Genomic DNA, 18,398 nt, shown 5'->3' with positions numbered 1-18,398 from the left:
ACCTCCTGGGCGAGCCGGAACTCGACCCCCGCCACCGCGAAGTCGCCGCCCGCCTCGGATACGCCGCCAGCTACGCCCTGCCCCTGGCCACCGAAACGGCCGGACGCCTCGGCGCCGCCGTCTGGCTGTACGACGAACCGGCCGAGCCCGAGGAACGCCGGCGGCACCTCGCGGGCCTCTACACCCGCTACGCCGCCGAGCACCTCGCCCGCCTGCTCGAACTCGAACAGGCCCGCTCCCAAGTGGCCACCGTCGCCGAGGAACTGCTGCCCAGCAGACTCCCCCGCGTCGCCGGAGTACGGCTCGCCGCCCGCCACCGCACCGGACCGCGCGGCGGCGGCGACTGGTACGACGCGCTGCCCCTGCCCGAGGGAGCCCTGGGACTGGCCGTCGGGTCGGTCTCCGGGTCGGGCCCGAGCGCCGTCGCCGCGATGGGCCGGCTGCGGGCCAGCCTGCGGGCGTACGCCGTGATGGAGGGCGAGGACCCCGTCGCCGTACTGTCCGACCTGGAGCTGCTGCTGCGGCTCACCGAACCCGCCCGGTCCGCCACCGCCCTCTTCGCCTACTGCGAACCGGCCCGGCGCAAGATCGTGCTGGCCGGCGCCGGACACAGCCCTCCACTGATCGTCGGCGAGCGGCGCACCGAGTACGTCGAGACCTCGCTCTCCGCGCCCCTCGGCATGCTGTCCTGCTGGGAGGCCCCGAGCGTCGAGCTCGTCCCCGCCCCCGGAGAAACGGTGCTTCTCTACACCGACGGGCTGCTCCAGCGCACCGGCGACCCCATGGACCGCGCCTTCGCACGGCTGCACGCCGCCGCCGCGAGCGTGCCCCGGGCCGACCGCGACGACCCGGAGGCCATCACCGACCACGTCCTGCGCACGGTGCTGCCCGACGGCGCCGACACCGCGGACTCGTCCGACGACGTCGTGCTGCTCGCCGCCCGGTTCGACTGATTCCTCACAGTTGTCCACAAGGCTCCGGGCCGTCTTCCCTTCGCACATACGATGGAGGGCGGTCCAGTGTCGTATCGAGGAGACAGTCGTGTCCGAAGAGCTCATGCCGGAGACCCCGGAAGAGACCGAAGAGCCGATCAAGCAGCGGAAGAACGGCCTGTACCCGGGCGTCTCCGACGAGCTCGCCGAGAACATGAAGACCGGCTGGGCCGACACCGAGCTGCACGACCTGGAGCCCGTCGCGCAGGCGGCCCACACCGCCGACCGCCGCGCCGCGCTCTCCGCCCGCTTCCCCGGCGAGCGCCTGGTGATCCCCGCGGGCAACCTCAAGACCCGCTCCAACGACACCGAGTACGCCTTCCGCGCCGCCACCGAGTACGCCTACCTCACCGGCGACCAGACCCAGGACGGCGTCCTCGTCCTGGAACCCCGCCCCCAGGCCGACGGCGGCCACGACGCCACGCTCTACCTGCTGCCCCGCTCCGACCGCGAGAACGGCGAGTTCTGGCTCGACGGCCAGGGCGAGCTGTGGGTCGGCCGCCGCCACTCCCTCACCGAGGCCGAACAGCTCCTCGGCATCCCCGCCAAGGACGTCCGCGAGCTGGCCGCCGCCCTGACCGAGGCCACCGGCCCGGTCCGCTGCGTCCGCGGCCACGACGCCGGGATCGAGGCGGCCCTGACCGACAAGGTCACCGCCGAACGCGACGAGGAACTGCGCGTTTACCTCTCCGAGGCCCGCGCCGTGAAGGACGACTTCGAGATCGGCGAACTCCAGAAGGCCGTCGACTCCACCGTCCGCGGCTTCGAGGACGTCGTCAAGATCCTCGACAAGGCCGAGGCGACCAGCGAGCGCTACATCGAAGGCACCTTCTTCCTGCGCGCCCGCGTCGAGGGCAACGACATCGGCTACGGCTCCATCTGCGCCGCCGGCCCGCACGCCACCACCCTGCACTGGGTGCGCAACGACGGCGACGTACGCTCCGGCGACCTGCTGCTCCTCGACGCCGGCGTGGAGACCCACACCCTCTACACCGCCGACATCACCCGCACCCTGCCGATCAACGGCACCTTCACCGACCTCCAGCGCAAGATCTACGACGCGGTGTACGAGGCCCAGGAAGCCGGCATCGCCGCCGTGAAGCCCGGCGCGAAGTACCGCGACTTCCACGACGCCTCGCAGCGCGTGCTCGCCGAGAAGCTCGTCGAATGGGGCCTCGTCGAAGGCCCGGTCGAGAAGGTCCTCGAGCTCGGCCTCCAGCGCCGCTGGACCCTGCACGGCACCGGCCACATGCTCGGCATGGACGTCCACGACTGCGCCGCCGCCCGCCGGGAGGCGTACGCCGACGGGACGCTGGAGCCGGGCATGTGCCTCACCGTCGAGCCCGGACTGTACTTCCAGGCCGACGACCTGACCGTGCCCGAGGAGTACCGCGGCATCGGCGTGCGCATCGAGGACGACATCCTCGTCACCGAGGACGGCAACCGGAACCTGTCCGCCGCGCTGCCGCGCCGCTCCGACGAGGTCGAGACCTGGATGGCGCGGGTCAAGCAGGGCTGACGCACCACCACGGCACCCGGCGGGGGCGTACCGCTCGAGGACCTTTTCAGGACACCTTGAGCAGTGCGCCCTCGCGCCATTTCAGGATCTTGTCGAAACTGACCACGGCCCCCTGCCCCGGCCTGTTCCGGAAATGAACATGATCGGCGAGCTGCTCGATCAGACACAGCCCTCTGCCGCTTTCCGCCGACGCGTGCGCGGGGCGCAGAGCGGCGCGCTGCCCCCGCCGGGAAGGAGGAAAGCCCGGCCCGGAGTCGGCGACCTCGATACGGCATTTCTCGCCGTCCAGATAAGCGGTCACACGGTATTCCGCGGAAGGCGTTCCCGAATCGTCCCCGCCATGCTCGACCGCGTTCGCACACGCCTCGCTGAGCGCCACCGACAGGTCGTAGGAGATGTCCGGATCCACCCCCGCCGTCTCCATGGTGCCGAGCAGAAGGCGGCGGGCGAGCGGGACGCTCGCGGCTTCGCGCCGCAAGTGGAGAGACCACCAGATGCTCATGCTCCAGCCTCCTGGCTGCGGCTCGACATACGGTTACGTATTGCCGCACGCAACCCTTCATAAGCGTGGAGTCAACGTGATTGCCCTCATTCGGCCGACGCGCACACTCCTTGTGCCGGTGTATACGCTCCGGGACCTGCCGTAGGAATGCCGTGGGCGCAGTGCGATGATGTCCGGGCCATGTCTACGTCCGTCGCACGCGCCAAAGCCCGTTCGCGGCTGCTGAGGACCGCGGTGTTCACCGCGGTCTGTGTCGTGCTGTCCGCGACCGGACACGCCATGGCGTCCTGCGCCACCGTCCCCTGGTGGACGCTGGCCCTCGGCGGCGCCGCCGTCTTCGCGCTGGTCGCGCCGCTCGCCGGACGCGCCCGCACGATGCCCGCCATCGCCGCCGCGCTCGTCGGCGGACAGCTCGCCCTGCACACCCTCTTCGGCCTCGGGCAGCACAGCCCGGCCCTGGAACGCGCCGCCACCGACACCTCGCTGCGCGCCTTCGCGGCGAAACTCGTGTGCGGCGCGGGCGCCCTCCCGCTCAGCACCGCCGAAGCGCGCCGCGTCATCACCGAAGCGGGCATCGACCCCGCCTCCGTGCACGCGGCGCAGCGGCACGTCACGGACACCGCGCACGCGGCGCACCCGGGCGGCGCCGAGACGGCCGCCGCACTGCTGCCCACCCTGCCCATGCTGCTCGGCCACCTGCTGGCCGCCGTCGCCACCGGGTGGCTCCTGCGGCGCGGCGAAGTGGCACTGTCCCGGCTGGTCCTGCTCTCCGCCCACGGCGTCGCCGAAGGCACGCTCGTACGAGCGCTGCGCGCCGCACTGGCCCTCGTACGGTCGCTGAACGCCGGGCCGCTCCCGGGAACGCCCGCTCCGGGGCCGCGCACCCCCCGCACCCCCTTCGTCACGTCCCTGCGGCCCACCGGGCAGACCCTCCGGCACACGGTGATCAGGCGCGGCCCGCCCGCCGAGGCCCTCGTCCTCGCAGCCTGACGCGGCGCACTCCCCGGCGTGAACCCACGCCCGCACCACCGGAGCGGCGCCGCGAAACCGGTGCGCACCCGCGCACCGGCGCGTCATTCACCTCTGCTCCGTGGAGTGCTCCCAGCATGAACGTCACCCGTATGTCTGTCGTCTCCGTCGCCGGCGCCGCCGCCTCCGCCGTCCTCCTGTGCGCGGGAACGGCCTTCGCGCACGTCGGCGTGCAGCCCGTCGGGCCCGCCGAGAAGGGCGGCTACGCCACCGTCAACGTCAAGGTGCCCAACGAGCGGGACAACGCCTCGACCGTCAAGCTCGAAGTCTCCTTCCCCACCGACCACCCGCTGTCCTCCGTGATGCCGCAGCCCGTCCCCGGCTGGAAGACCGCCGTCACCAAGACCAAGCTCGACAAGCCGCTCAAGGTCCACGGCAAGGAGATCGACGAAGCCGTCTCCAAGGTCACCTGGACCGGCGGCAAGATCGGCCCCGGCGAGTTCCAGCAGTTCCCGCTCTCCCTCGGACAGCTGCCCGAGGACGCCGACCAGCTCGTCCTCAAGGCCGTCCAGACGTACGACAACGACGAGGTCGTCCGGTGGATCGAGGAGCCCAAGGAGGGCGAGGAGGAGCCGCAGGCGCCCGCCCCCGTCCTCAAGCTGTCCGAGCCCGCCGGTGACGACCACCACGGCGCGTCCGGCGGCGAGGCCAAGAGCGACGCCGAGAAGGGAGACGCCGGCAAGGAGGACGCCGAGAACGCCGGCCACACCAGCGAGACGGCGGCGGCCGACAGCGACAGCTCCGGCGGCAGCGACAACACCGCCCGCGTCCTCGCCGTACTCGGCATCCTCGTCGGCGCCGCCGGCGTGGCCTTCGGCGTACTCGCGGGCCGCCGCCGCACCTCCTGACGCCTCCCCCCACCGAAACACCGGGACCCCTCTCCATGCGCAAGAAGCACGCGCTGGCCGTGGCGGCACTCGCCGCCACGGCCGCGCTCACCCTGTCCTCCTGCGGCGGCGACAAGGCCGACAGCGGCACCACGCCCGTCACCGACGTCTCCACCGCCCCGGCCGACAAGGCCGCGACCGTACTCGACCGGCCCTTCGAGAAGCCGGACCTCGTCCTCACCGACACCCGGGGCAAGAAGTACGACTTGCGTGAGCGGACCAAGGGCAAGCCGACGCTCATCTACTTCGGCTACACCAACTGCCCCGACGTCTGCCCGCTGACGATGAGCAACATCGCCATCGCGTACAAGAAGCTCCCGCAGGCCGACCGCGACAAGCTGCAGGTCGTCTTCGTCACCACCGACCCCGAACGGGACACCCCCAAGGCGCTCGGCACATGGCTCAAGGGCGCCGGCGACCCCGCGTTCACCGGACTCACCGGCGACTTCCCGACCATCCAGGCCGGGGCCCGCCAGATCGGCATCGGCATCGACCCGCCCAAGAAGGAGAAGGACGGCACCGTCGTCTCCATGCACGGCGCACAGGTCGTCGCGTTCTCCCCGAAGACCGACGCCGGATACGTCCTCTACAGCGAGGACACCACCGCGGACGACTACACCAAGGACCTCCCCGCGCTCATCGAGGGAGACAACCCGTGAACCGCCGCCGCACCGCACTCTCGACGGCCACCGCGCTCGCCGCGGCCCTCGCACTGGCGGGCTGCTCCTCCGGCGGCGACGCACCCGAACTGAGCGTCAGCGGGGCGTTCATGCCACAACCCGTCATGGACGACATGGCCGCCGGCTTCCTCACCGTCAAGAACGACGGCGACACCGCCGACAAGCTCACCTCCGTCACCAGCGACATCGCGGGCGAAGTCCAGATCCACGAGACCAAGGACCAGAAGATGCGGCAAGTCGCGTCCTTCGACGTCCCCGCGAACGGCTCACTGGACCTCGAACGCGGCGGGAACCACATGATGTTCCTCAAGCTGAAGAAGAAGCCCAGGCAGGGCGACACGGTGACCGTGGAGCTGCACTTCGAGAAGGCCGGTTCCGTCAAGGCCGAGCTTCCCGTGAAGGAGCCCACCCACAACCCCGACAAGCAGTGAGGGACTGACCATGCCGGCAACCGCCCCGCGCTTCGGATCAGCCGCAGTGATCAGACTGCTGCTCGTCACCACGGCACTCCTCGCCACCCTGCTCGCGGGAGCCGCACCCGCGTCCGCCCACGCGGCGCTCACGGGAAGCAACCCGAAGGACGGGGCGGTCGTCGAAACCGCGCCCAAGCTCATCACCCTCACGTTCTCCGAGAAGATCGCTCTCGGGAACGACTCGATCCGCGTCCTGGAACCGAGCGGAAAGCGCTCCGACAAGCGCGAAGTGAAAGACATGAGCAGCGGCGGCGTCGTCCAGTACGGCGTCGCCCTGCACGCCGGACTGCCCGACGGCACGTACACCGTCGCCTGGCAGGCCGTCTCCGCCGACAGCCACCCCATATCCGGCGCCTTCACCTTCTCCGTCGGCGCCCCCTCCAAGACCACCGTCGCCCTCCCCGAGAACACCGCGGGCGGCGGCCTCGTCGGCGCGCTCTACGGCATCGCCCGCTACACCGCGTACGCCGGCTTCATCCTGCTCGTCGGCGGCGGCGCGTTCGTCCTGGCCTGCTGGCACCGGGGCGCGGCCGAACGCCCGCTGCAACGACTCGTCGTGCAGGGCTGGATCACCCTCACCGCGTCCACCCTCGTCATGCTGCTGCTGCGCGCCCCCTACACCGGGTCGGGCCGGCTCGCCGACGCCTTCGACCTGAGCGGGCTCAAAGCCGTACTGGAGACCAAGACCGGCGCGGCGCTCGTCTCCCGGCTGCTGCTGCTCGGCGCGGCCGCGCTCTTCGTCGCCGTGCTCTTCGGCGCGTACGCCAAGAGGGAGGACCCGCAGGAGAAGAAGGACCTCACCTTCGGCCTCACCCTCGGCGGCGGGGTCCTCGCCGCCGGGATCGCGGCCACCTGGGCGCTCTCCGAGCACGCCTCGACCGGCATCCAGCCCGGCCTCGCCATGCCCGTCGACGTACTGCACCTGCTGGCCGTCGCCACCTGGCTCGGCGGCCTCACCGCGCTGCTCGTCGCGCTCTACCGGGTGCCGGGCATCGAACGCGGCGCCGTGCGCGCCTTCTCGCGGGTGGCGTTCGTGAGCGTCGCCGTACTGGCCGCCACCGGCCTCTACCAGTCCTGGCGGCAGGTCGGTTCTTGGAACGCGCTGACCGGAACGGCGTACGGACAGCTCCTGCTCGTCAAGATCGGACTCGTCTCGCTCCTCGTCGGCATCGCCTGGATCTCACGGCGCTGGACCGGCCGGCTGGCCGAACAGGCCGCGGCCGAAGCCGACGAGCCGCACGAGGACGCGGCCGGCGCGGACACCGCCGAGGAACCCGAACCCGTCACCGTGCCCGCCGACCCCGAACGCGCCGCCCAGCTCGCCCGGCAGAAGGCGGCCGTGGCGAGCGCGCGCGTGAAGCGGGTGCGCGACGCCGACCCCCAGCGGCTCGGCCTGCGGCGCTCCGTGCTCGCCGAAGCCTCCGTCGCCGTGGTGCTGCTGGCCGTCACGACCGTACTGACCAGCACCGAACCCGGACGCACCGAGGAGAAGGAGGCCAGACGCGACCGGAGCGCCGCCGCCCCCGCCCCGGCCGAGCCCGTCGACGTACGCATCCCCTTCGACACCGGCGGCGAGGACGGCAAGGGCACCGCGCGCATCGAACTCGACCCCGCGCGCTCCGGCGCGAACTCCCTCCACGTGTGGCTCCAGCGGCCCAACGGGCGCGCCATGGACGCACCCGAGGTGAAGGTCGCGTTCACCGAGAACTCCAAGGAGATCGGTCCGCTCCCCGCCGCCCCGGACCGCATCGCCACCGGACACTGGAGCGCGAACGGGGTGCAGATCCCCATGCCGGGCACCTGGGAGATCCAGCTGACCGTGCGCACCTCCGACATCGACCAAGTGACCGTCAAGAAGAACGTGAAGATCGGCTGACCGGCGTGAGCGACAAACCCGTGAGCGACCCCCACGCGAGCGACATCTCCAGGAGGCGGCTGCTCGGCACCGCGGGCGCCGCCGGCGCGGCGGGCCTCGTGCTCGGCGCCACCGGCGGAGCCACCGTGTACGCCGCCGCCGGCCCGGAAGCCGCCCCGGACGGCAAGGCCCTGACGACCGTCGGCTCCACCGCCGTCCCCTTCCACGGCGCCCACCAGGCCGGCATCACCACGCCCCTCCAGGCCCGTGGCCACCTCGTCGCCTTCGACCTCGCCCCCGGCGCCGGCCGCAAGGAAGCCGCCGCGCTGCTGCGGCGCTGGTCGGAGGCGGCCCGCAGGATGACAGCAGGCCGGCCCCCCACCGACGCCGGCGGCGACACCGGCGTCGCCCTCGACGCGGGGCCCTCCTCGCTGACCATCACCTTCGGATTCGGCCGCACCTTCTTCGGCCGTACGGGACTGGACGCGCGGCGCCCCGCCGCCCTCGACCCGCTGCCCGACTTCTCCTCCGACCACCTCGACCCCCGGCGCAGCGACGGCGACCTGTGGGTGCAGATCGGCGCCGACGACGCGCTGGTCGCCTTCCACGCCCTGCGCGCGATCCAGCGGGAAGCCGGGGAAGCCGCCCGGGTGCGGTGGCAGATGAACGGGTTCAACCGCTCACCGGGCGCGACCGCGCAGCCCATGACGACCCGCAACCTGATGGGGCAGATCGACGGCACCGGGAACCCGAAACCGTCCGAGAGCGACTTCGACCGGCGCGTCTTCGTGCCGGCGGGCGGCGGGGCCGAGGGACCCGAGTGGATGGCGGGCGGCTCGTACGCCGTCGTACGCCGCATCCGGATGCTCCTCGACGACTGGGAGAAGCTGGCCCGCGGCGACCAGGAGAAGGTCATCGGACGCCGCAAGAGCGACGGGGCTCCGCTGACCGGCGGCACCGAGACCACCGAACCGGACCTCGAACGGACCGGCCCCGACGGCAAGCCGGTCATCCCGGCCAACGCGCACGCCCGTATCTCCGCCCCCGAACAGAACGGCGGCGCGGCGATGCTGCGCCGGCCGTTCTCGTACCACGACGGGATCGGTGCGGACGGCACACCGGACGCGGGGCTGCTCTTCGTCTGCTGGCAGGCGGACCCGCTGCGGGGCTTCGTGCCGGTGCAGCGCAAACTCGACCGGGGCGACGCGCTCTCGCCGTTCATCCGGCACGAGGCGAGCGGACTGTTCGCGGTTCCCGGCGGGGCGCGGGACGGGGAGTACGTGGGGCAGCGGCTCCTGGAGGGCTGAGCAGGTCGTCCCGCGTTCCGCCCGGGCCTCTCGTACGGCGCATTAAGGTGACCGTATGTCGGCAACGCGCTATGCCTATCTCGGCCCCGAAGGCACCTTCACCGAGGTCGCCCTCCGCACGCTCCCCGAGGCCGCCACCCGGGAACTCGTCCCGATGGTGTCCGTACCGGCCGCCCTCGACGCCGTCCGCAACGGCGAGGCGGCGGCCGCGCTCGTACCGATCGAGAACTCCGTCGAGGGCGGCATCACCGCCACCCTCGACGAGCTGACCTCCGGCGAGCCGCTGATGATCTACCGCGAGGTGCTGCTGTCGATCAGCTTCGCGCTGCTGGTGCGTCCCGGTACGCAGCTGTCGGACATCAAGACGGTCACCGCGCACCCCGCCGCCCAGCCGCAGGTGCGCAACTGGATGGGAACGCATCTGCCCGACGCGCTGTGGGAGTCGGCGGCGTCCAACGCGGACGGCGCCCGGCTGGTGCAGGAGGGCCGGTACGACGCGGCCTTCGCGGGGGAGTTCGCCGCGGCGAGGTACGGCCTGGTGCCGCTCTTCACCGAGATCCACGACGCGGTGAACGCGCAGACCCGCTTCGTGCTCGTGGGGCGGCCCGCGCGGCCGGCGGCGCCGACCGGGGCGGATAAGACGTCGGTGGTTCTGTGGCTGGGCGACGACCACCCGGGCGCGCTGCTCGAACTGCTCCAGGAGTTCGCGGTGCGCGGCGTCAACCTGATGCTGATCCAGTCCCGGCCCACGGGCGCGGGCATCGGCAACTACTGCTTCGCGGTGGACGCCGAGGGGCACATCTCGGACCGGCGGGTGGGCGAGGCGCTGATGGGCCTCAAGCGGATCTGTCCGAACGTGCGGTTCCTCGGGTCGTACCCGCGGGCGGGTGTGGCGGTCGAGGACGTACGGGCGCTGCGGCCTGGGACCTCGGACGCGGAGTTCGTCGCGGCGGCGGACTGGCTGGCGCGGAGCCAGGACGGGCGGGCCTGAGGGCCGGAGCGTTGCCGCCTGCGAGGGCTGCTGCTAGTCCTACCTGCAGATTTGCGTTATCCACAGAAGTTGTCCACAGGCACGCTTCTCGACCTGGGGACAAGTCGACAACACATCCCGACATCGTCGACAAATCTGCTCAGAGGGCTCCCTTCCGTCCACAGGGCGGCAGGTCGGCTCCTGTCACCCCAATTCCATTGATCAACTCTTTAGAGCGAGTAATTCCCACCCGAATGAGTGTGTGAAGAGGGTTTGGACCGGGAATCCTTCGCCCTTCACGCACCTTTCGGAACGATCTCTTCCGGCATCCACAGATCTTTCGCACAGCCTGTGGATAAGTTCCCGAAGCCGCCCCGGCCTGTGGACAAGGGACCCGCCAACTCCCGCTTCATGCAAGGGAGAAGCGTCAAGGGACTGAGCGGAAAGTGCCCTGTTTCGGCGAATAGTGCCTGTTTTATTGACGCGCGCGGCGGGCCGGGGGCGGGTGTCCTCCATTTTTTCCAATTTGGGCAATACGGGCAAAGCGCCACGCAATGCGATATCAAGTCGAGCGGCGGAAGCGGTCGCGGGTAGCCTGGTGGGGTGATTGACCTTCGCCTGCTCCGTGAGGACCCCGACCGTGTTCGCGCCTCCCAGCGCGCCCGTGGAGAGGACGTCGCCCTCGTCGACGCCCTGCTCTCCGCCGACGAACGGCGCAGGTCGTCCGGCGTCCGCTTCGACGAGCTGCGCTCCGAGCAGAAGTCGCTCGGCAAGCTCATCCCCAAGGCCACGCCGGAGGAGCGCGCCGAGCTGCTCAAGAAGGCCGAGCAGCTCAAGACCGACGTGAAGGCCGCGGAGGCCGAGCAGAACGAGGCGGACGAGGCCGCGAAGGCCCTCCTCCTCCAGCTCGGCAACATCGTCCACACGGACGTGCCCGTGGGCGGCGAGGAGGACTTCGTCGTCCTGGAGACGCACGGCACGATCCGCGACTTCGCCGCCGAGGGCTTCGCACCCAAGGACCACCTGGAGCTCGGCGAGGCGCTCGGCGCCATCGACGTCGAGCGCGGCGCCAAGGTCTCGGGCTCGCGCTTCTACTACCTGACCGGCGTCGGCGCGCTCCTCGAACTCGCCCTCGTCAACGCGGCGATCGCCCAGGCCACCGAGGCCGGCTTCATCCCGATGCTCACCCCGGCGCTGGTCCGCCCGCGCGCCATGGAGGGCACCGGCTTCCTCGGTCAGGCCGCGGAGAACGTGTACCACCTGGAGAAGGACGACTACTACCTCGTCGGCACCTCCGAGGTACCGCTCGCCGCGTACCACATGGACGAGATCATCGACGCCGACAAGCTGCCACTGCGGTACGCCGGCTTCTCCCCGTGCTTCCGCCGCGAGGCCGGCACGTACGGCAAGGACACCCGGGGCATCTTCCGGGTCCACCAGTTCGACAAGGTCGAGATGTTCTCGTACGTCGACCCGGCCGACGCGGAGAACGAGCACAAGCGGCTCCTGGACTGGGAGAAGCAGTGGCTGACCGGCCTGGAGCTGCCGTTCCAGGTCATCGACGTGGCCACCGGCGACCTCGGGTCGTCCGCCTCGCGCAAGTTCGACTGCGAGGCGTGGATCCCGACCCAGGGCAAGTACCGCGAGCTGACCTCCGCCTCGAACTGCGACGGGTTCCAGGCGCGCCGCCTGTCCGTGCGCATGCGCGACACCCGCGACGGCAAGAAGGTGCTGCAGCCGCTGGCGACGCTGAACGGCACGCTGTGCGCCGTACCGCGCACGATCGTGGCGCTCCTGGAGAACCACCAGCAGGCGGACGGCTCCGTGCGGGTGCCCGAGATGCTGCGTCCGTACCTGGGCGGGCGCGAGACGCTGGAGCCCCTCTCCAAGTGAGTACCGCCACCGGCACCGCGGGGCCGCGTCCCTTCCCGTACAAGCTCGTCGCCACGGACCTCGACGGGACGCTGCTGCGCTCCGACGACACGGTCTCGGCCCGTACGCGCGACGCGCTCGCCGCCGCCACGGCGGCGGGCGCGGCGCACATCGTCGTGACCGGGCGCTCCGTCCCGTGGACGCGGCACATACTGGACGACCTCGGCTACGAGGGCCTCGCGGTCTGCGGTCAGGGCGCGCAGGTCTACCACGCCGGTGAGCACCGGCTGCTGACCTCGGTCACGCTGGACCGGCAGCTGGCCGGACTGGCGCTGTCGAAGATCGAGGCGGAGGCCGGTCCGCTGGCGCTGGCGGCGAGCCGTGACGGGCTGGACGGCGAGGTGCTGGTCGGCGCTGGCTACCGGGTGCAGGAGGGGCCGCTGCCGTACGTCGGCTTCGAGGACCCCGGTGAGCTGTGGTCGGCTCCGCTGAACAAGGTCTACATCCAGCACCCGGACCTGGACGACGACGAACTGGCCCGGGTCGCGCGCCAGACCGTCGGGAACCTGGTCGACGTGGTCATGGCCGGTCCGGGCGTGGTGGAGCTGCTGCCGCTGGGCCTGAGCAAGGCGACGGGCCTGTCGCTGGCGGCGCGCCGGCTGAAGCTGAAGGCCGCCGACACGATCGCCTTCGGCGACATGCCCAACGACATCCCGATGTTCGGCTGGGCGGCGCACGGCGTGGCGATGGCGAACGCGCACGACGAACTCAAGGCCGTGGCGCACGAGATCACGGCGTCCAACGACCACGACGGCATCGCGGTCGTCCTGGAACAGCTGCTGAGCGGCTGAGACTTCCACGGCTCCCGCAGGCGCGTCGGCGCGTACGGGTGGTGGGTGTTGGCCGGGTCGGCTTGTCACCGGCCAACACCCTTCCCCCGTGAGTGGTGCGTCACCCAGTGTGCCGGGTCCTCCGAGCGGCGTCACCTTATTTATCGAGACGGTGGGCCACCTGCCGGCCGCGGCGGGCCCCCTGGCGGCGGGCGCGGTGCACGAGGCCGCCGGAAGCTGAACGGTGCCGATCGCCCTGATGCCGGGGGTGTGCGCGGCGGCCCTGGTGGTGGCCCTGTTCGCGGCGCGCGACCGGAAGGTGTAGCAGGCTGGACCCCGTGACCGAACCCGATGTACGTGTGCGCAGGGTGTACGAGCCGCCGTCGGCCGACGACGGTACGCGGGTCCTGGTGGACCGCCTGTGGCCGCGCGGCCTGAGCAAGGAGGCGGCGCGGGTCGACGCGTGGCCGAAGGACCTGACTCCCTCGACGGAACTGCGCCGCTGGTACCACGCCTCTGCCGGCGACTTCGAGGAGTTCGCCCGCCGGTACGAGTCCGAACTCGCGGCCCCGGAGGCGGCAGCGGCCCTGGACGGCGTACGGACGCTCACCGAGGCCGGCCGGATCACTCTGCTGACCGCCGCCAAGGACCCGGACCGCAGCCACACCGCCGTACTGCGGCGCCTGTTGCTGGGCTGAGGTCCCCGGCGGCGGCCGTTCGTCAGCGGCGCTTGGGCCGCTTTCCGCGCTGCCCGCGCTCAAGGGCGCTCAGCCGGTGGGAGACGTCGTCGAGCCTGCGGTCGATGCGGTCCTCCATGCGCCGCATGTGGTCGGAGAGGTCGCAGAGCCGGTTGCTCAGGGCGCCGACCACCTGGTTCGTGGCGTCGAGGCGCCGGTCGAGCCGGTCCAGCCGTACCGAGATCCCGCTGATGACCGGCCCCAGTTCCTGGAGCGCGCGCCCCACGGTGTCGAGGTGGGTCTCCACCGTGGTGACGCGCCGGTCGAGCGAGGCGTAACCCGCGCGCCAGCCGTTCTCCTCGGCGTCGAGGAGGTACGTACGGACGCACCGGGCGATGTCGCTGTCGCGAAGAAGCATCGCCGCGTTGAGGACGGTGCGGCGGGTGAAGAGTCGCAGCTGGGTAGCGGCCTGTGGATAACTTCCCGCCCCCTGGGTCTTCCATAGCGACATCATGTCGCTATGGAAGGACCGCAGGTCAGCGCCCCGGAGGGTGCGCATGCCGTTTGCGGTGAACTCCTCGTGATGCCGGTCCGTGAGCCTCCTCAGCGTGACTGTGGATACTTCGAAGTACCGGGCCACGTCCTCTGTGCGAACGTGAATTCCGTCCGGGAGCATGACAAGCGCCTTGACCTTGTCCAGGACGTCGACGCGCACCAGATGCTCGTCGCGCAGGGTGCGCGATTCGAGCAGGGTGACTTCTGAGGGCATGAGGATGCCTTCCGTTCGTGAAAGCCGGTGATGGACGGCCCTGTCCCCGGGCTCTTGGGGGCGGAGGACGCTCAAGGTGGCTACTCGCTCTGGTGACCGGCCCGGATCACTTCCGGCACCGGCAATCCCCGACTTCACGAACGCTCGACGTATCAGATTCCAGTTGCCTCCACGCAGAGGGAACAACGAGCCGATAAACGTACAGTTACGCGGAAACGCGTCAACCCCCGCCCACCGGGCGGGGGTTGACGGACGGCAGTGTTCCGCTTGTCTGGGTTACTCCTCGCCCGCGAGCTTGAGCGTGCGCAGCTTCTGGCCCGCGTACCAGGTCGCCGCCACCGTCACCAGCGCCAGCAGGATCGTGGCCGTGGGCAGGGCCACGTCCGAGGTGATGGTGCCGTTCTCGCCGATGCGCTCGGCCAGGGACAGCGCCCACTGCTGGACGCTGAGCGTGCGCGCGCCCGGGACGAGGCTGCCGAAGAGCGTCTCCCAAACCAGCGCGTAGACGAGGCCGAAGACCACCGCGTGGCGGCTGACCGTACCGAGCAGCAGGAAGATCGCGCTGTACGCGACCGAGGCGACCAGCGCCGCGACCGTGTACGCGATGGCGATCTGCCCGCCGTTGCCGTTGAGGATCAGCCCCGCGACGAAGGTGGGGATCGCGGAGAAGGCCATCGTCACCGCGATCGCGACGATCAGCTTGGTGAAGATGATCGTGGACCGCTTCACCGGCTTGGCGAGCAGATAGACGATCGAGCCGTCGTCGATCTCCGGTCCGATCGCCCCGGTGCCCGCGATCACGCCGATCAGCGGGACCATCGTGGCGATCGCGAAACCGCCCAGGACGTCGGACGCGATCTGGTCGTCCGCGCCCGTGAGCAGCCGCACCGCCGCCGAGATGGCGATCAGCAGGGCCGGCAGGACGAAGAGGATGGCGGCCCTGCGGCGGCCGAGGAGGGCCCGGTAGGTGAGCCGGGCGACTGTGGGTTCGTAGATCATCGCTGCAAGCTCCTTTCAGGCCGCTACGAGGTAGGAGAAGACCGATTCGAGCGACTCGTCGGAGGGCGAGACCGTCAGGAGCCGGATGCCGTGCGCGCGGGCGACCTGCGGCAGCAGCGCGGTGAACCGGCCGAAGTCGACGGCCTGGATACGCAGCGCGCCTTCCGCCAGGTCCACCTCGATGCCCGCTGTCGACGGGTCCGCGATGAGCGCGGCCGCGAGCGCGCGGTCGTCGCTGGACCGTACGAGATAGCGGTGCGGGCGGTCCGTCATCAGGCGGCGGATCTTGCGGAAGTCGCCGGAGGCGGCGTGCCGTCCGGCCACGATCACCTCGATGTGCGAGGCGAGCTGTTCGACCTCCTCCAGAATGTGGGAGGAGAAGAGGACCGTACGCCCCTCCGCGCCCATCCGCCGCAGCAGTTCCATCAGCTGCATGCGCTGTCGCGGGTCCATGCCGTTGAACGGCTCGTCCAGGAGCAGCACCGACGGGTTGTGCACGAGGGCGGACGCCATCTTCACGCGCTGGCGCATGCCCTTGCTGTACGTCGCGATCTTGCGGTCCTGCGCGTACTCCATCTCGACGGTGGCGAGCGCCTGTTGCGCCGCACCGGCGGTCAGGCCGTGCAGCTCGGCGTTGGCGACGACGAATTCGCGGCCCGTGAGGAAGTCGTACATCGCCTCCCGCTCGGGGACGATCCCGATCTCCTTGTAGACCGACTCGTTGCGCCAGATCGGCTTCCCGTCGAGGGTGACGGTGCCGGTCGAGGGGGCGAGGAAGCCGCCCATCATGTTGATCAGGGTGGACTTGCCGGCGCCGTTGGGGCCGAGCAGGCCGGTCACGCCGGGGCCGACGCGCATCGTGATGTCGTTGACCGCCACCACGTTGCCGAACCAGCGCGAGGTGTGGTCGATGTCGATGGTGGTCACAGCCCGACCTTTCGGTAGCGGCGCATCAGCACGGCGTACGAGCCGACGATGAGCGCGAGGACGGCGAGCAGGTAGACCACGCCACTGCCGGCCGAGGGGCCTTCGCCTCCGGGGAAGGCGGAGGTGGCGCCGAGGAAGGCGGTCTGCACGCCGTCGACGAGCGTCAGGGGGGAGAACAGGCCGAGCCACTCGACCGCCCCGGTGGAGCCCTGCTCCCAGGCGATCACCTGGACCGTGGACACCGCGCCGTACGAGATGGTCAGTACGGCGATGACGGCGGCCACGCCGAAGCCGCGGCGCGGGGTGAGGGCGGCCATCACCAGGCCGATGCCGGCGAAGAGGACGGACAGCAGTGCCACGGAGACCAGCCCCTGTGCGAACGCCTTCGTCTGGTCCGCGAAGTCGAATTCGGCGAGCAGCGCGCCGGCGTAGAGGATCACCAGTGGGGTCGCCGTGAGGACGAAGAGGGCCGAGGCCATCGCCGCGTACTTGGCGAGGACGTAGTCGACCCGCTCGATGGGGCGGGAGAAGTACAGCGGGACGGTCTTGAAGCGCAGGTCGCGCGAGACGGACTGCGGGGCCTGCGAGGCGAGGTACAGCCCGATGACGGCCTGCATGACGATGGCGTACCGGGTGTACTTCACCGGCAGGTCGGTCATGCCGGGCCCGGCCACGGCGACCGCGACGATGATCGCCGCGACCAGGCACATCACCGCGAAGAGGATCATCGGCAGGACCTTGGACTTGGCGCTGCGGCCCAGTCCGTAGGCCCCGCGCAGGGACTGCGAGAAGAGCGAGCGGCGGGCGTAGGACCGGCCGAGGCGGGGGCCGTCGTACGACCGGTAGCCGATGTTGTGGATACGGGTCGGGTCGGTGCCCTGCGGTGTCGTGAGCTCAGCCGGCATCGCGGCCGCCTCCCTTCTGCTGCACGGCGTGCTGTGCGGCGTGCTGTGCGGGCTGTACGGCGGCGGGTTCAGGGGCGGCTTCGGCGGCGGCCGCGTCGGCCGCGTCGGCCGTGCGGAAGACCTCCGCGATGTGGTGGCGGCGCTGTTCCATCCGCACGAGCCCGATCCCCAGGTCGGCGACGGTGTCGCGCACCAGGTCGTACGTCTCCTCGCCGGTCGCTTCGACGAGCAGGATGTGGCCCGCCCCGGGCAGACCGTCCTCCACGCGCGCGTGCAGCTTCGCTCCCGCGGCGGTCAGGGCCTCGCGCACGGCGCGGGTGCCGTCGGGGTGGGTGTCGCTGTCCGTCACCTCGACGGCGAGGGTGGCGGTGGTCTGGGTGAAGTCGCTCGTGGAGCTGGACCGCAGCAGCTTGCCGCCGTCAATCACGACGACGTGGTCGCAGGTGCGCTCCAGCTCGCCGAGCAGGTGCGACGTGACCAGCACCGAGATGCCGAAGTCGGTGAAGACGCGGCGGATGAGGCCGAGCATCTCGTCGCGGCCGACCGGGTCGAGGCCGTTGGTCGGCTCGTCGAGGAGGACCAGCTTCGGGTCGTGGACCAGGGCCTGGGCCAGCTTCACGCGCTGCTTCATGCCGGTCGAGTAGCCGCCGATGGGGCGGTAGCGCTCCTCGTACAGCCCGACGTGGCGCAGGGTGTCGGCGGTGCGTTCACGGGCGGCGGTCGGCGGGAGCCCCGACATGCGTGCCATGTGGACGACGAACTCGGTGGCCGAGACGTCCGGTGGCAGCGCGTCGTGCTCGGGCATGTAGCCGACCTGCTCGCGGATGGCCCCGCCGCTGGTGGCGACGTCCAGGCCGAGCACGGCGGCCGTGCCCTCCGTGGCGGGGGACAGCCCCAGCAGGATCTTGATCAAGGTGGACTTGCCGGCTCCGTTGGCGCCCACCAGGCCGGTCACACCGGGTCCGATGTCCAACGAGAGCCGGTCAAGAGCGGTCACCCTCGGGAACCGCTTGCTCAGGCTTTCGGTCGCGATCACAGTCACGTTCTCGAAGGTAGTGGCGCACGGCACAGCCCGCGTCAGACCAGGCGGCTGGATCGGTGTCCGACTCAAGGCGTACGGGCCCGTAGGGGCACACCGCTTCCGCCGGCCCGTTTCCCCGCCCGGGTTTCCACAGGTAACGCAGACCTCTTGACGCCGCCGCCAA

At 70.9% G+C, this 18,398-nt stretch carries 18 protein-coding genes; 12 read left to right on the top strand and 6 right to left on the bottom strand.

Annotation, left to right across the window (positions count from 1 at the left end; translation table 11 throughout):
* Positions 1-953: PP2C family protein-serine/threonine phosphatase (locus tag E2E34_RS08635; RefSeq protein WP_138901319.1), on the top strand; the 953-nt coding region annotated here is incomplete at its 5' end.
* A 103-nt stretch (positions 954-1,056) separates the two neighbouring features.
* Positions 1,057-2,511, top strand: a complete 1,455-nt coding sequence (locus tag E2E34_RS08630; RefSeq protein ID WP_138901326.1) for an aminopeptidase P family protein — start codon at positions 1,057-1,059, stop codon at positions 2,509-2,511.
* Positions 2,512-2,557: 46 nt separating this feature from the next.
* On the opposite strand, the gene E2E34_RS08625 is transcribed toward E2E34_RS08630, so the two are convergent.
* Positions 2,558-3,013, bottom strand: a complete 456-nt coding sequence (locus E2E34_RS08625) for an ATP-binding protein (RefSeq protein ID WP_138901318.1) — start codon at positions 3,011-3,013, stop codon at positions 2,558-2,560.
* A 180-nt stretch (positions 3,014-3,193) separates the two neighbouring features.
* Here E2E34_RS08625 and E2E34_RS08620 point away from each other — a divergent pair, with 180 nt between their 5' ends.
* The 10 genes from E2E34_RS08620 (at position 3,194) to E2E34_RS08575 (ending at position 13,614) form a co-directional block, all read left to right on the top strand.
* Positions 3,194-4,003 (top strand): hypothetical protein, encoded by an 810-nt coding sequence (locus tag E2E34_RS08620; protein ID WP_167518248.1) that lies wholly within the window; start codon positions 3,194-3,196, stop codon positions 4,001-4,003.
* A 116-nt stretch (positions 4,004-4,119) separates the two neighbouring features.
* Complete coding sequence (locus E2E34_RS08615) at positions 4,120-4,890, top strand: YcnI family copper-binding membrane protein (RefSeq protein WP_138901317.1); 771 nt, start codon at positions 4,120-4,122, stop codon at positions 4,888-4,890.
* A gap of 35 nt (positions 4,891-4,925) precedes the next feature.
* Positions 4,926-5,588, top strand: coding sequence for an SCO family protein (locus E2E34_RS08610; RefSeq protein ID WP_138901316.1), 663 nt, complete (start codon positions 4,926-4,928; stop codon positions 5,586-5,588).
* On the top strand, positions 5,585-6,040 hold the full coding sequence (locus tag E2E34_RS08605; protein ID WP_138901315.1) for a copper chaperone PCu(A)C: 456 nt from the start codon (positions 5,585-5,587) through the stop codon (positions 6,038-6,040). Before E2E34_RS08610 ends, E2E34_RS08605 begins: the two co-directional genes overlap by 4 nt.
* A 10-nt stretch (positions 6,041-6,050) precedes the next feature.
* Positions 6,051-7,958 (top strand): copper resistance CopC/CopD family protein, encoded by a 1,908-nt coding sequence (locus E2E34_RS08600; protein WP_138901314.1) that lies wholly within the window; start codon positions 6,051-6,053, stop codon positions 7,956-7,958.
* A 5-nt stretch (positions 7,959-7,963) separates the two neighbouring features.
* Positions 7,964-9,244: an iron uptake transporter deferrochelatase/peroxidase subunit gene (efeB, locus tag E2E34_RS08595; RefSeq protein ID WP_425573434.1), complete on the top strand. Its 1,281-nt coding sequence runs from the start codon at positions 7,964-7,966 to the stop codon at positions 9,242-9,244.
* 55 nt (positions 9,245-9,299) lie between these two features.
* On the top strand, positions 9,300-10,235 hold the full coding sequence (gene pheA / locus E2E34_RS08590; RefSeq protein WP_138901313.1) for a prephenate dehydratase: 936 nt from the start codon (positions 9,300-9,302) through the stop codon (positions 10,233-10,235).
* Between the two features lie 582 nt (positions 10,236-10,817).
* Positions 10,818-12,107, top strand: a complete 1,290-nt coding sequence (serS, locus tag E2E34_RS08585) for a serine--tRNA ligase (protein ID WP_138901312.1) — start codon at positions 10,818-10,820, stop codon at positions 12,105-12,107.
* A complete protein-coding gene (locus E2E34_RS08580) occupies positions 12,104-12,937 on the top strand; it encodes an HAD family hydrolase (RefSeq protein WP_138901311.1) in 834 nt (277 codons plus the stop codon). Before serS ends, E2E34_RS08580 begins: the two co-directional genes overlap by 4 nt.
* A gap of 317 nt (positions 12,938-13,254) precedes the next feature.
* Positions 13,255-13,614: a DUF488 domain-containing protein gene (locus E2E34_RS08575; RefSeq protein WP_425573433.1), complete on the top strand. Its 360-nt coding sequence runs from the start codon at positions 13,255-13,257 to the stop codon at positions 13,612-13,614.
* Between the two features lie 22 nt (positions 13,615-13,636).
* Here E2E34_RS08575 and E2E34_RS08570 read toward each other — a convergent pair whose 3' ends face one another.
* From E2E34_RS08570 to E2E34_RS08550, 5 genes are all read right to left on the bottom strand, one after another.
* Positions 13,637-14,362, bottom strand: a complete 726-nt coding sequence (locus tag E2E34_RS08570) for a hypothetical protein (protein WP_138901309.1) — start codon at positions 14,360-14,362, stop codon at positions 13,637-13,639.
* Positions 14,363-14,638: 276 nt separating this feature from the next.
* The gene (locus tag E2E34_RS08565) at positions 14,639-15,358 is read right to left on the bottom strand and encodes an ABC transporter permease (protein ID WP_138901323.1); all 720 of its coding nucleotides are present in this window, start codon (positions 15,356-15,358) and stop codon (positions 14,639-14,641) included.
* A gap of 18 nt (positions 15,359-15,376) precedes the next feature.
* Positions 15,377-16,288, bottom strand: a complete 912-nt coding sequence (locus tag E2E34_RS08560; protein WP_138901308.1) for an ABC transporter ATP-binding protein — start codon at positions 16,286-16,288, stop codon at positions 15,377-15,379.
* Entirely contained in the window at positions 16,285-17,193 is a 909-nt protein-coding gene (locus tag E2E34_RS08555; protein WP_138901307.1) for an ABC transporter permease, read from the bottom strand. The genes E2E34_RS08560 and E2E34_RS08555 overlap by 4 nt, the downstream gene beginning before the upstream one ends.
* Positions 17,183-18,235: an ABC transporter ATP-binding protein gene (locus tag E2E34_RS08550; RefSeq protein WP_208765182.1), complete on the bottom strand. Its 1,053-nt coding sequence runs from the start codon at positions 18,233-18,235 to the stop codon at positions 17,183-17,185. The genes E2E34_RS08555 and E2E34_RS08550 overlap by 11 nt, the downstream gene beginning before the upstream one ends.
* Between the last annotated feature and the right edge of the window lie 163 nt (positions 18,236-18,398).

The organism is Streptomyces albidochromogenes (assembly GCF_005981925.1).
Lineage (GTDB): Bacteria > Actinomycetota > Actinomycetes > Streptomycetales > Streptomycetaceae > Streptomyces > Streptomyces albidochromogenes.
Note: the sequence above shows the minus strand (reverse complement) of the source record. Positions and strands in the feature narration are given on the sequence as shown.